Here is a 13,098-nt window from a genome sequence, read left to right as displayed (position 1 = left end):
GGCCGTGGGTCATCGTCTCCAAGTCTGCCGTCCCGGTGACCGGCGGGCGGTCGCGGTCAGTCGACCGGGGAGCCACGCCGGTGGCCCGTGTCATGCCGGTCGAGCGTGGCCGCGGCGTCCCCGTCACGCACCCGGGAGGTCAGGGCCAGTCCCAGCAGGCCGAACACCACCGGCACCAGGAAGGCTCCGTGGAAGCCGGTCATCCTGGCCTCGGCGAGCGCCCGGGGATCCCCGGCCAGGCCGCTGGTGGCGGCGTCGGTGAACATGACGAGCGCGCTGGCCACCGTCGCTGTGGCCAGCGCCGTGGCCACCTGACGGCTCACGTTGAACAGGGAGGTGGCCTGTCCCATGTGCGCGCCCGTGGTCTGCGCGAACGCCGCCGTCTGCAGCGGGGTCATCACCAGGCCCATGGCGCATCCGAGCAGCAGCAGGGAGCCGATCAGCGCCCACAGGGAGCTGGACAGTCCCACGAACTGCATGGTGCCCGACGCGGCGACGAGCACCACGAAACCACCCGCGATCAGCCTCCGAGGGCCGACACGCCCGTAGATCCTGCTGACGAGCTGGGTGACCAGCAGCATGGACAGCGCCTGCGGCATGAGCACGGCTCCGGCCTGCAACGCCGAGAACCCCCGCAGGTTCTGCAGATAGAGCGGGACGAGGAACAGCGTTCCGAACATCGCACCCGTCTGGCACAGCAGCAGCAGGTTTCCCGTGCCGAAGATCCTGTCGCCGAGCAGCCGCAGTTCCAGCATCGGTTCCGTGGTGCTCAGCTCGCGCCAGACGAGCCCGCTCACGAGCACCGCGGCCGTGGCGAGGCAGAGCCACACCACGGGGCTCGTCCATCCGAGTTCGGCGGCTCTGTCCAGTCCGAACAGCAGTGTGGCCAGTCCGGTACCGGCCAACAGGAAACCGGGCAGGTCGAACCCTCCGGGGTGTTTCCCGCGTTCCTCCACGAGGAAGAGCACCGAGCACATCAGGGCCAGCGCGCCGACGGGAACGTTGATGAAGAAGATCCACCGCCAACTGGCGGCCTCGATCAAAGCGCCTCCGAGGACCGGACCCAGAGCGGGAGCGGCGGTGATCGGAATGGCCAGCACCGCCGAGGCCTTGGCGCGTTCCCGCGCGGGGAAGGCGCGGAACAACATCGCCTGTCCCACGGGGACCAGCATTCCCCCGCCGACACCCTGCAGGAAACGCGCGGCGATCAGTGTTCCGATACCGGGGGCGGCTCCGCAGATCACCGAAGCCACGGTGAAGGTGGACACCGCGAACTGGAAGGTCCGTTTGCTTCCGAAACGGTCGGAGATCCATCCCGAGGCCGGGATGAATACGGCCAGGCTGATCATGTACGAGGTCAGCACCCACTGCAGGGTTCCCGCGCCGACGTCGAACCGTTCTCCCAGGGTGGCCAGGGCCACGTTCAGGATGGTCATGTCCAGGATCTGCATGACCAGGGCCAGTACGAAGGTGATCCCGACCAGCCACTTGTATTCGAGCCGTCGCAACGGCGCATCGCCTCCGTAAACGTGTCGAGCCGTGCTGCCGCACGGGACGGGTCCGGAGTTGGATCCGAAGGGTTTTCACCGATGGTGGGCGCGAGTCACCAGGATGGGTGTTCACCCGGTCGATGGCCAGTCGAATTCACGGGCCCACACCGGGGCGGCCTCGTCGCGGGGGACGTTTCCGGGCCGACGGAGGGAGTGGAGTACCCCGTGGGGCGACGAAAAACGGTGCCCGCCCAGAAGGGCGGACACCGTCCGAAACCGAGCGGGTGACGGGAATCGAACCCGCATAACCAGCTTGGAAGGCTGGGGCTCTAACCATTGAGCTACACCCGCAGTACGCCCACCATGCTACAGCACGGCGAGTGGGGAAGATCCCCGGGGGTCCCCGTCGATCGCGGTGACGCCGCTGTCGTACTCTAGCCGACGGCGGTAGGGTCCTACGAGGACCCCATCGGGGTGTGGCGCAGCTTGGTAGCGCACTCGCTTTGGGTGCGAGGGGCCGTGGGTTCAAATCCCGCCACCCCGACGTTTCCGGCCGGATGTCCGGACGAGGACGTCCGGCCTTCGTCGTCACGACGTACTCAGCTCAGTCGATGGACCCGTCGTGCCGTCCACGCGCCGATCTCGACGGCCGTCTTGCCACAGCTGTTCGGGCGTGCCGGGGAGAGCGTCGTCTCGTCGAGGTCGACCTGCCAGCTCCGCCCGTCCCGGTGTTCCAGGGACACCCCCTCCGGGCTTCGCGCGCGGACCCGGAGGGCGTCCTCGCCACGCTCGCCGGTGGCCTCGCGCACCGCCAGCTCCGCCACCTGCGCGGGATGACTCAGCGCGCAACGTCCCCGGCAGTGCGTGGTGGCCACCTTGCCCACGGCCGCGTCCGCGAGCACCGCGTCGACCGTGTGCGGGTCGAGTCTTCCGTAGCCGTATCCGGTGGGCAGCACCACGGCCGTGGGGGCGAAGCGATGCCCGCCGAGGTGTGTCGTTTCCCACAGTTGACCGTCGTGCCTGCCCGCGAGTTGTTCGAGCAACGCCCTGCCCCGTAGGGCACAGCACCGGTCCCGTCTCCCGTTGGTGCAGACCAGCAGCACCGGTTCCGTGCGCGGGGTGCCCCACCCTCCGTGCTCGCCCGCGGCGAACGCGGCGAAGTCGAGGTCCAGCAGCTGCTCGGGGGCGGTCAGCTCCGTGCCGCGCAGCCAGCTCGCTCCGGGGGTCGTGTGCGCCAGGTAGACCGTGCGGGAGAACTTCCCGCCCGTGTCGGGATGTCGCCCGGTGCTCCGGATCAGCTGGATGCGCACCCCGTGGGCGGAGGCCCGTTCCGCCAGACACCTCCCCAACTCCGGGTCCAGGTGGCTTCGCAGCAGCGCGTCGTGGCCCCAGGGCCCCGGCTGTTCCAGACACAGCCAGCTCGTGGCCACGGGAGCCGTGCCCGCCATCGGCTCGTCCAACGTCTCGGACCACGCGGCACAGGTGCGCGGTGCGCCCCCGACCTCCTCCTGCGATTCCTGCACGTCCCCACTCAAGCACGGGCCCGCCGAACTTCGCCCGTTCGGGCGCGTTGGCACCCGGAGGGGCCCTCCGCGAGTTCGGGCCATAGAATCGGAGGTCAGCCCGGCACTGAGGGAGCCCCTCCACGGTGTGTCGTGGGGTTTTCCCTCCGACGGACCAGCCGGGAGTCTTTCAAGAACGTTCGCACGAGGAGACCACGTGAAGAGCACCGTCGAGCACCTGAGCCCGACGCGCGTACGGCTCAACGTCGAGGTGCCGTTCGACGAGCTCAAGCCGAACTTCGACCGCGCGTACAAGGAACTGGCCAAGCAGGTCCGGATCCCTGGCTTTCGTCCCGGCAAGGCTCCGGCCAAGGTGCTGGAGAGCAGGATCGGCCGTGGACCCGTGCTCGACGAGGTCGTCAACGAGGCCGTTCCCTCCAAGTACACGGAGGCCGTCACCAGCAACGAGGTCCAGCCCCTGAGTCGACCGGAGATCGAGGTCACCAACATCGTCGACGGCGAGCAGATCGAGTTCTCCGCCGAGGTCGACGTGCGGCCGGAACTGACCGTTCCCGCTTTCGACGAGCTGGCCGTGAGCGTGGACGACCAGGAGGTCACCGAGCAGGACGTCCAGGAGCAGCTGGACGAACTGCGGGCCCGGTTCGGAACGCTCACCGGGGTGGACCGCCCGGCGGCAAACGGTGACTACGTCAGCATCGATCTTTCGGCCACCGTCGACGGCAAACAGGTCGAGGACGCCCAGACCAGCGGACTGTCCTACGAGATCGGTTCGGGTGAGCTCGTCGAGGGTATCGACGAGGCGTTGATCGGCGCGAGCGCCGGGGAGACCAGGAACTTCACCACCCGCCTCGTCGCCGGGGAGTACGCCGGTCGGGACGCCGAGGTCGAGGTGACGCTGAACTCGGTCAAGGAGCGCCAGCTTCCCGAGGCCGACGACGAGTTCGCCCAGATGGCCAGTGAGTTCGACACCATCGAGGAACTCACCGCGGACCTGCGGCAGCGGCTCGGTCGCGTCAAGCGGATGCAGCAGGGAATGCAGGCCAGGGACAAGGTCCTGGAGGCGCTGCTGGAACGGGTCGAGGTTCCGCTGCCGGAGAGCGTGGTCCAGTCCGAGGTGGAGATGCGCGAGCACGACGCGATCCACCCGTACGACCACGACGAGCAGCGCTTCGCCGAGGCTCTGCAGGAACAGGGCAAGACCCGGGAGGACTTCGACGCCGAGACGCGGCGCGAGGCCGAGGAGGCGGTCAAGACCCAGCTGGTGTTGGACACCGTCGCCGACCGCGAGGAGATCTCGGTCTCGGACAACGAGCTCACCGAGCGGATCATCTACCAGGCGCAGCAGTCCGGGATCAGCCCGGACCAGTTCATCCAGCAGGTCCAGCAGTCCGGGCAGCTGGGGCGTATCTACTCCGACATCAGGAGGAGCAAGGCCCTGTTCTCGGTCGTCCGTCAGGCCACGGTCACGGACTCCGAGGGCAACACCCTGGACATGGACGAGCTGCTCGGTACCCAGCAGGAGGAGGACCAGGAGCAGCCGGAGCAGGTCGAGGGGGAGACGGCCGACCGGACGGAGGAACAGTCCGAGCAGAGTTCCGCGCAGCAGTGAGCGTGCGCGGCCTGTGAGGTCGAACGACTCCACGGCCGTTCCGGGCTCGTGTGCGGTCGTGCCCGCGGGTCGCGGGGAACCACGGTCGCTCAGGTGTGATCCCTGTCCGCCCCGCCGGGGACGTCACGAGCGGTTCCGGGGCCCTCGTGGAACGACTAGGGACGGTCGCCGGGGGTTCGGATCCGTCGTACGTACCGGTTGACCGGACACCCGAGCGGGCCGCGAGTCAGGACTCCTAAAGCTCTCAGCGAACGTGGGCGGCACCGGGAAGCTGGTGCCGCCCACGTTCGTTAGGGTCGGTTGTAAGGATCACCCGGACTCCGGCACTTTCGGTAACGGGCAACACTTTCGGACGGCCCGGTCAGACGACGTGCCTACCGGGTCCATTGTGGAAGAAGGCAGGGAGACGTGACCCAGCAAGAGACTGTTCAGGCGTTCGACGCACAGTCACCGCAGATGAGGACCGGTAGCAACGGGCTCTCGCTCAACGACTCGGTCTACGAGCGGCTGCTGCGGGAACGCATCATCGTCCTCGGTTCGCAGGTGGAGGACAGCATCGCCAACCAGATCTGCTCGCAGATGCTGTTGTTGGCCGCCGAGGACCCCGAACGCGACATCGCCCTCTACATCAACTCTCCCGGTGGTTCGGTTCCCTCCGGGATGGCGATCTACGACACGATGCAGCTCATCAAGCCCGACGTGGCCACGGTGGCGATGGGCTTCGCGGCTTCGATGGGGCAGTTCCTGCTGTCGGCCGGGGCCAAGGGCAAGCGTTTCGCCCTGCCGCACGCGCGGGTGCTGATGCACCAGCCGTCCGCGGGCCTGGGGGGAACGGCTTCGGACATCGCGATCCAGGCCGACGTGTTCTCCAGGCAGAAGCAGGAGATGGCCGAGCTGATCGCGGCCCAGACCGGCCAGACGGTCGAGAAGATCATCGAGGATTCCGACCGCGATCGCTGGTTCACCGCCGACGAGGCGCTCGAGTACGGCTTCGTGGACCACATCGCCAACCGCGCAAACCTGCCGAGCAACTGATCGCTCCGTACAGCGAGCCCTGTCGGCACAGTCACGAGGAGTCACCGCAGTGAGCTCATTCCAGCTCCCCCAAGCCCGGTACATGCTGCCGTCGTTCGTGGAGCGCACGACGTACGGCGTCAAGGAGTCGAACCCGTACAACAAGCTGTTCGAGGAACGGATCGTGTTCCTCGGGGTGCAGGTCGACGACGTCTCGGCCAACGACATCATGGCGCAGCTGCTGTACCTGGAGTCCGACGACCCGGACCGGGAGATCCAGGTCTACATCAACTCGCCGGGGGGATCGTTCACCGCCCTGATGGCGATCTACGACACGATGCAGTACGTCCGTCCGGACATCCGGACGGTCTGCCTGGGGCAGGCGGCCTCGGCGGCGGCCGTGCTGCTCGCGGCGGGCACCCCCGGCAAGCGGATGGCCTTGCCGAACTCCCGTGCGCTGCTGCACCAGCCCGCCACCGAGGGCATCTACGGGCAGGTCTCCGACCTGGAGATCCAGTCCAACGAGGTGCAGCGGATGCGTAAACTGATGGAGACGACCCTGTCCAAGCACACGGGCCGTCCCGAGGAGCAGATTCACCGGGACGTCGAGCGGGATCTGATCCTGCCCGCCGAGGACGCCAAGGAGTACGGGGTGATCGACGAGGTCATGCCCTACCGCAAGCTTTCGCAGCAGAAGTCCTGATGATCTCGACACGCCGAGCACGTCGGGGTGTCGACGTGCTCGGCCGTGGCGGGGCAGGATGTTGATCAGCTCGACGGATCCGTCGGTGCCCGGAGGGTCGTCCGCCCGGGCGAGCGGGGTGAGGAGAACTCCCCGTGCCGGGGACATGGCGGGTACCGTCGGGTGCGGAACCGACGTCGACGACAGGCTAGGCGTGCCGGGCGGTGCGCCGGAGGGGACGAGGTCAGCGGCATGGCACGTATCGGTGACGGCGGCGACCTGCTGAAGTGCTCCTTCTGCGGGAAGAGCCAGAAGCAGGTGAAGAAACTCATCGCCGGCCCCGGCGTGTACATCTGTGACGAGTGCATCGACCTCTGCAACGAGATCATAGAGGAGGAGCTCGCCGAGTCCGGCGAGGTCAAGCTCGACGAGCTGCCCAAGCCCGGTGAGATCCACGACTTCCTCGACCAGTACGTCATCGGCCAGGCCAGCGCCAAGCGGAACCTCTCGGTGGCGGTCTACAACCACTACAAGCGGATCCAGGCCGGTGAGCACCAGCGGGAGGGCGGCCGCGAGGGCCGCGAGGAGAAGGTCGAGCTGGCCAAGTCGAACATCCTCATGCTCGGCCCCACCGGCTGCGGCAAGACGTACCTGGCGCAGACCCTGGCCAAGATGCTCAACGTCCCGTTCGCCATCGCCGACGCCACGGCACTGACCGAGGCGGGCTACGTCGGCGAGGACGTGGAGAACATCCTGCTGAAGCTGATCCAGGCCGCCGACTACGACGTCAAGCGGGCCGAGACCGGCATCGTCTACATCGACGAGGTGGACAAGATCGCCCGCAAGAGCGAGAACCCGTCGATCACCCGGGACGTTTCCGGGGAGGGCGTGCAACAGGCCCTGTTGAAGATCCTGGAGGGCACCACGGCCAGCGTCCCACCGCAGGGTGGACGCAAGCATCCCCACCAGGAGTTCATCCAGATCGACACCACCAACGTGCTGTTCATCGTGGCGGGGGCCTTCGGTGGTCTGGAGGAGATCGTCGAGGACCGGATCGGCAAGCACAGTGTCGGGTTCGGCGCCGAGCTGCGGTCCAAGGAGGAGGTCGACTCGGCCGACCACTTCGCTGAGGTGCTGCCGGAGGACCTGATCAAGTACGGTCTCATCCCCGAGTTCATCGGCAGGTTGCCCACGGTGGCCAGCGTCACCAACCTGGACAAGCCCGCCCTGGTCCGGATCCTGACCGAGCCGCGTAACGCGCTGGTCAAGCAGTACATCCGGCTGTTCGAGCTCGACGGGGTGGAGCTGGAGTTCACCCAGGCGGCGCTGGAGTCCATAGCCGAGCTGGCGATCGCCCGGGGCACGGGCGCCCGCGGACTGCGGGCGATCCTGGAGGAAGTGCTGCTTCCGGTGATGTACGACATCCCGAGCCGGTCCGATGTGGCCAAGGTGGTCATCACCGAGCAGACCGTTCAGGAGAACGTCAACCCCACCATCGTCGCTCGCCAGAGCAGTCGGCACGAACGCAGGGAGAAGTCCGCCTGACCTCCTTCCCCCAACCGGGGTGATCTCCGGCGGCGGATGTGTGCGGCTCCGCGTGTGCTGCCCGTTCGGGCGCCGGGTATCGGCGATCATTGACGCGGTGTGACCGTCGTTGATCGTCGATGTTGGGAGGCGGCACCGTGAGCGATATGCGCGTTCTGCTCGTGCACGGATTCGGGGGCTCGGGACCGTGGCACTGGCAGCAGTGGCTCGACGGACGGCTGGGCGAACTCGGGGTGAGTTGTGATTTTCCCGAGCTGCCGGACCGGGACCATCCGGAGCTGGACGCGTGGTTGGCCACGCTGCGGCGACGCCTGGAGCGGGTTCCGGCGGAGGCGGAGTTGGTGGTGGCCGCTCACTCGTGCGGTGCCGCGCTCTGGCTGCACCACGCGGCGACGATCGGCGGCAGGGACAGGCGCGCGGACCGGGTGCTGTTGGTGTCCCCTCCGGGACCGGAGTGGAGCCATCCCGACGTGCGCGGGCTCGCGCCGTATCCGGTGGACGCGCACGCCCTTCGGCGGGCGGCGGGAACCACGCGGCTGGTGATCGGTTCCGGTGACCCGTACCTGTCGGTGCAGGACGGCCACTATCTTGCGGAGACCCTGCGGGTGGAGATGGACGTGATCCCGGACGGGGAGCACCTCAACACCGACGCGGGCTACGGTCCGTGGCCAGCCGTGCTGCGTTGGGTGCTGCACGGCACGGCTCCGCTGGCCGACAGGTTCGAGACCGAACCGAACACCTTCGGGGCCTCACCGGGTGCCTTCCGGATGGTCTGAGGAGGAGTCTCGGGGGAGTTCCGAGGCTCCCCCGTCCTCCGAGATCCTTTCGGGGGCGGTGTAGACGTTCATCGAGGAGCCGCGCAGGAAGCCGACCAGGGTGATCCCCTGTTCCTCGGCGAGTTCGGCGGCCAGCGAGGAGGGCGCGGACACGGCGGCCACGAGCGGCACACCGGCCAGGGCCGCCTTCTGCACCAGTTCGAAGGACGCCCGTCCCGACAGCATGAGCACGGTGCCGCGCAGCGGCACGCCGCCGTCGAGCAGTGCCCGCCCGAGAACCTTGTCCACCGCGTTGTGCCGCCCCACGTCCTCGCGGACGACCAGCGCTTCCCCGGTCGGGGTGAACAGTCCGGCCCCGTGCAGACCACCGGTGCTGTCGAACACGCGTTGGGCACTGCGCAGTGCCTCGGGCAGCTCGGTGACCGTCTCCGCCCGCACCCGCACCGGGTCCGCCGCCGGGGGGTGGCTGCTGCGTAGCCGCACCGCGTCGAGAGCGGCTTTGCCGCACACCCCGCAGGAGGAGGTGGTGTAGAAGTTGCGCTCCACCGAGTTGTCCGGGGCGCGGACCCCGGGGGCCAGGCGCACGTCGAGCACGTTGTAGGTGTTGCGACCGTCGGGGCCGGGACTGTCGCAGTAGCGCGCGCCGGAGATCTGGCCGGGGTCGGCGATCACGCTTTCGGTGAGCAGGAATCCGTGGGCCAGTTCCACGTCGTGGCCGGGGGTGCGCATGGTGACGGTCAGCGGTTTGCCGTTCAGCCGGATCTCCAGTGGTTCCTCGGCGGCCAACGTGTCCGGGCGCTCGCGTCCGCCGTTCGGGTCGATGCGCCGTACTCGCCTGCGGACCGTGATCCGTCCCATGTGCTCGGGCCTTCCGTTCGTCTCTCGTTCGGTGATCCGTGACGGGACTGGTCAGGATACGCTTCCGGACCGCTGCGTGGGTCGTGTAGCAACGGAGCGGGCACTATCGATTTGTTTGCCGGAACCGGGGCATCCGTCAAGTGAGCAGGACATGGTGTGAGCGGAAGCAGAGGATGTCGCGGACCGAGTCCTCGTCTTCGGTGGAGGGAAAAATTCGGCCAAAAAAGTTCGCTTCGTTACTCAACCCGAATCGGTTCTACGCGTCTTGCGGGGTGCGAGGAGCAAACAGCCGAAGCGAAAGAAAGGCTGATCGACTGTGCGACTCCGCTCGAAACGAACGATTCTTACGGGAGCTGCCGCGTTGTTGGTGTTCCCGCTCTCGGCATGGGGCGCGGGGACCGCCTTGTCCCAGGATTCCGGTGATCCCACTCCGGATGATTCCGGGAAGCCGAGCCAGGGGGTGGATCCGGCCACGGGGAAGGACCCCACCGAGTTGAAGAGCATCGAGCTCAAGCCCGGCGACGAGGATTCCGACCGTGTGGTGTTCCACTTCAGCGACCCGAAGCGGAACGACTCGCTGCCGCAGTACGAGGTGAAGTACCTGGGCGGTGATCCGAAGGAGCCGGGTTCGGGCAAGCCTGTGGAGATGGAGGGCGAGCATTTCCTCGGTGTGACCTTCACCCACGCCACCACGGACGGAAGCGTGCGCGAGGTCGTGGACAAGGACCTGCCCACCGTTTCCGAGCTGCGCTATCTGGGTGGTTTCGAGCAGGTGCAGGAAGCCGCGATCGGGGTGAACGGCTGCACTGATTCCCCGGGCAAGCCTTCCTACGACGTCAAGGTGCTCGACACCGACATCGTCGTGGATGTGAAATCCTCCGAGTGCTCTTCCTGACTGGGGGATCGAAGAGGCCGGGTTTTCCGTGACGCGGCCGTGCTGTCTTCCCGGATGTGTTTTTCACACTGGAGGATTCGTAACACGATGATTCCTCCGTGAACACGCTCGGATTCGTGTGCTCACGGTGGAAAAACCCGGTGTGCGTGAAGGGCGTATCCCGCCATTGTGTGCGGGATACGCCCGTACTCGTGGGGCGGTGTGTCTCGTGGTTCAGACGAGCGTTTCCTGGCGCCAGGTCACGCACGTCGGAGGAGTGCCGGTTTCCGCGAACTTTCGGACGGCGCGTGCGACGGTGTCCAGCGGAAGGGCGGTGTCGGTGTCGAACCGGCCGCCGCTGTGGGTCGAGTACAGCAGCCCGGGGCTGTGCTCGGAGGCGGAGGCTTCCCAGGAGTCGGTCGTCGTTCCGTCGGTCCAGACGTAGCCGATCGCGCCTATGCTGTCGTGCGGCTGGACGCTGACGTGTAGCCACACCACCGGAAGCTTCTGCTCGTCGTCATCTTCCTCGCCAGTCACGTCGCCGGGATACAGGTCCGCGATGACGTGGGGGTCCTCCACTGTACCGAGTGGATAGTCCTCGGGACCCGACAGCAGCTCGTCGAGAACGCGTTCGAGCTCGCCGGGTGTATCGGCGACGAGCCGGGTGGGAACACGCTCGATGAACACGCTGATCATGTCGATCGCCCCTGGATTACCGTTCGTGCCGCTCGTGTCACCTCGCTTACTGGGTACGGGCATGACGGCGAGCGATTTTCGATGCGCGCAGTCGAGTGTCGAACAATCCCGACTGGTTCCGCGATGGTTACCGATGAACCATCCCGGCGGTTTCCGCTGTTCCGGACCGCCGGGTGGTACAGCTGCTTCGTAGGGGCGAACTCGCGGTGTGTAAGGCGCTCACGCCGATTTTCACCCGATCCGGTTGGTTTCCTCGGGCCAGACCAGCACGACGTCGCGGATGATGCCGAACATGCTCTGGGCCGCCTCGGCCGAACCGCAGTGGGCCAGCACATGACCGTCGGCCCGGAACACGTTGGCACTCCCACCCACTTCCACACCCCAGGCGAACAACTCCAGCTCCCCGAGCTCGGGGTCGGTTCTCTCCAGCAGGGCGAACACCTGGGGACGGTGTGCCGCGTTGAGAAGCTCCGTCAGGTCGACGAGTCCAGCTGGGCGCTCCGTGGACCCGGTCGCACTCGTGACCGTTCCCTCACGCGATCCTGCCCGCATCGCAACCTCCCGCACTGAGTAGTCTTTCGATTGCCAGTGGTAACCACTATGTTTTATGGGTACCCGGATGAAAAGTGGGTACCCGGATAAACACTCGAATGGATGAGTACAGGAAGTAGCAGGTGATAAGTGATGACTACAGCGGGCAGCGACGCGGTGAGTAGTACTGTTCGGCGATGGCAATTGACGGAGAGCTTGCGTCAGCTCCGTGAGCAGGCCGGTTTCACGATGCACGAAGCCGCTGACGAACTGCGAAAACAACCAGGAAAGTGGTCTCGGTCCAAGTTGCAGCGCATCGAGACCCGGGACCAGAAGGTCAGGTACCGGGAAGTCGAGCAACTCCTTGATCTGTACAAGGTTACGGACACCGAACTACGAACATGGCTGTTGGATCTTGCCTCCACCGCAAATGAGCGTGGCTACTGGCTGGCTATCCGGAAGGAGTTTCCACCTGACTTTCGTAATGTGTTGGAAGTCGAGGGAGCACTTGTCGCTCAGCGCCAACTGGAGACCATGGTCGTTCCCGGTCTGTTGCAGACCCCGGACTGGGCACGTGCTGTGATGAGCGGAGGAAGTCCGGATCTGTCCGCTGAGGCCATCGAACGTCGGGTCATGGCCAGGATGGCGCGTCAACAGGTTCTCACCAGGGAGGAACCGCTCAAACTGCACGTGATCATCGACGAACCTGTCCTAGAACGTCCCGTGGGCAGCGACACCATCATGCGGGACCAGCTCCAGCGACTCGTCGAACAGGCGCAGCGAGAGCACATCACCATCCAGGTGCTTCCCAGGTCGGCAGGAGCCACACCTGCTGTCGACGGTTCGTTCTCCATTCTCACCCTGCCCGATCCGATACCCGACTTCGGCTATGCCGAAGCACCGGGCGGAACGTTGTATATCGAAGATCGTGATGAGGTACGAAACTACACACTTCGATTCGGTATCCTCACTGAGCGAGCATGGTCTCCAGAAGAGTCCACCGCGAGGATTGAACGGGCCGTGCAGCAATTCGCGAAAGCCGCTGTATAGGGAGCACATACCGTGAGTAACGACATCTCTACTAGCTCTTTGGTGTGGCGCAAGAGCACTCGTTCGGGAGGCGCGGGAAGCGGCAGTGGCAACTGCGTCGAGGTCGCTTTCGGGGAGGGTTTTACCGCTGTGCGGGACTCCAAGGCGCCCGAGGCGGGTGTGCTGACGGTGCCAACTGGCCGGTGGCGGTCCTTCGTGGCGAGCGTCCGTGCCGGAGAATAGTCGGCTCGTGGAACCGCGTGCATACGGTCGAGCTGTCGTGGAGAGCTCCGCAGAGTCTATCGGTGAACCAACCCGGAGGTCTCCGAGGAAATCGACCGAGCGATGAAAGCCTACTGATCCTTGAGGGTTTCGAGATGAGTACGCAACGCAAGTCAGAAGCTCTTATCTGGCGGAGAAGCAGTTACTCCACCGGTGGAAGTAACGGCGGCACCACCTGCGTCGAGGTCG

General features: G+C 66.2%; 13 protein-coding genes and 2 tRNA genes. 9 read left to right on the top strand and 6 right to left on the bottom strand.

Annotated elements, in window-relative coordinates:
* Positions 1-56: 56 nt before the first annotated feature.
* The gene (locus tag ACTMO_RS21005; protein WP_019855094.1) at positions 57-1,508 is read right to left on the bottom strand and encodes a DHA2 family efflux MFS transporter permease subunit; all 1,452 of its coding nucleotides are present in this window, start codon (positions 1,506-1,508) and stop codon (positions 57-59) included.
* Between the two features lie 261 nt (positions 1,509-1,769).
* Positions 1,770-1,841: transfer RNA gene (locus ACTMO_RS0112830), tRNA-Gly, on the bottom strand.
* A 119-nt stretch (positions 1,842-1,960) separates the two neighbouring features.
* On the opposite strand from ACTMO_RS0112830, the gene ACTMO_RS0112825 reads away from it, so the two are divergent.
* Positions 1,961-2,034, top strand: a tRNA-Pro gene (locus tag ACTMO_RS0112825).
* Between the two features lie 55 nt (positions 2,035-2,089).
* Here ACTMO_RS0112825 and ACTMO_RS0112820 read toward each other — a convergent pair.
* A complete protein-coding gene (locus ACTMO_RS0112820) occupies positions 2,090-3,013 on the bottom strand; it encodes a ferredoxin family protein (RefSeq protein WP_019855093.1) in 924 nt (307 codons plus the stop codon).
* Positions 3,014-3,209: 196 nt separating this feature from the next.
* Between ACTMO_RS0112820 and tig the strand changes: the two genes are divergently transcribed.
* The 5 genes from tig (at position 3,210) to ACTMO_RS0112795 (ending at position 8,639) form a co-directional block, all read left to right on the top strand.
* Positions 3,210-4,622: a trigger factor gene (gene tig, locus ACTMO_RS0112815; protein ID WP_019855092.1), complete on the top strand. Its 1,413-nt coding sequence runs from the start codon at positions 3,210-3,212 to the stop codon at positions 4,620-4,622.
* Between the two features lie 408 nt (positions 4,623-5,030).
* Entirely contained in the window at positions 5,031-5,657 is a 627-nt protein-coding gene (locus ACTMO_RS0112810) for an ATP-dependent Clp protease proteolytic subunit (protein WP_019855091.1), read from the top strand.
* 49 nt (positions 5,658-5,706) lie between these two features.
* Positions 5,707-6,339: an ATP-dependent Clp protease proteolytic subunit gene (locus ACTMO_RS0112805; protein WP_019855090.1), complete on the top strand. Its 633-nt coding sequence runs from the start codon at positions 5,707-5,709 to the stop codon at positions 6,337-6,339.
* Between the two features lie 231 nt (positions 6,340-6,570).
* A complete protein-coding gene (gene clpX / locus ACTMO_RS0112800; RefSeq protein ID WP_019855089.1) occupies positions 6,571-7,863 on the top strand; it encodes an ATP-dependent Clp protease ATP-binding subunit ClpX in 1,293 nt (430 codons plus the stop codon).
* Positions 7,864-8,009: 146 nt separating this feature from the next.
* Complete coding sequence (locus ACTMO_RS0112795; RefSeq protein WP_019855088.1) at positions 8,010-8,639, top strand: RBBP9/YdeN family alpha/beta hydrolase; 630 nt, start codon at positions 8,010-8,012, stop codon at positions 8,637-8,639.
* Here the strand turns inward: ACTMO_RS0112795 and fdhD are convergent.
* Complete coding sequence (gene fdhD, locus ACTMO_RS0112790) at positions 8,613-9,497, bottom strand: formate dehydrogenase accessory sulfurtransferase FdhD (RefSeq protein WP_019855087.1); 885 nt, start codon at positions 9,495-9,497, stop codon at positions 8,613-8,615. The genes ACTMO_RS0112795 and fdhD overlap by 27 nt on opposite strands.
* Positions 9,498-9,900: 403 nt before the next feature.
* Here fdhD and ACTMO_RS0112785 point away from each other — a divergent pair, with 403 nt between their 5' ends.
* Positions 9,901-10,392 (top strand): AMIN-like domain-containing (lipo)protein, encoded by a 492-nt coding sequence (locus ACTMO_RS0112785; protein WP_157062876.1) that lies wholly within the window; start codon positions 9,901-9,903, stop codon positions 10,390-10,392.
* A 213-nt stretch (positions 10,393-10,605) separates the two neighbouring features.
* Here the strand turns inward: ACTMO_RS0112785 and ACTMO_RS0112780 are convergent, their stop codons facing one another.
* Positions 10,606-11,067 carry an Imm1 family immunity protein gene (locus ACTMO_RS0112780; RefSeq protein WP_019855085.1) on the bottom strand — a complete coding sequence of 154 codons (462 nt, stop codon included), beginning with the start codon at positions 11,065-11,067 and terminating at the stop codon, positions 10,606-10,608.
* Between the two features lie 231 nt (positions 11,068-11,298).
* Positions 11,299-11,619, bottom strand: a complete 321-nt coding sequence (locus ACTMO_RS0112775) for a hypothetical protein (RefSeq protein ID WP_019855084.1) — start codon at positions 11,617-11,619, stop codon at positions 11,299-11,301.
* Between the two features lie 132 nt (positions 11,620-11,751).
* Here ACTMO_RS0112775 and ACTMO_RS0112770 point away from each other — a divergent pair, with 132 nt between their 5' ends.
* The gene (locus ACTMO_RS0112770; RefSeq protein ID WP_026449188.1) at positions 11,752-12,648 is read left to right on the top strand and encodes a helix-turn-helix domain-containing protein; all 897 of its coding nucleotides are present in this window, start codon (positions 11,752-11,754) and stop codon (positions 12,646-12,648) included.
* A 12-nt stretch (positions 12,649-12,660) separates the two neighbouring features.
* Positions 12,661-12,870, top strand: a complete 210-nt coding sequence (locus ACTMO_RS22430; protein ID WP_084792123.1) for a DUF397 domain-containing protein — start codon at positions 12,661-12,663, stop codon at positions 12,868-12,870.
* Positions 12,871-13,098 lie beyond the last annotated feature (228 nt).

The sequence above is a fragment of the Actinopolyspora mortivallis DSM 44261 genome (assembly GCF_000384035.1).
Lineage (GTDB): Bacteria > Actinomycetota > Actinomycetes > Mycobacteriales > Pseudonocardiaceae > Actinopolyspora > Actinopolyspora mortivallis.
This window is presented reverse-complemented; position numbering and strand designations above follow the sequence as displayed.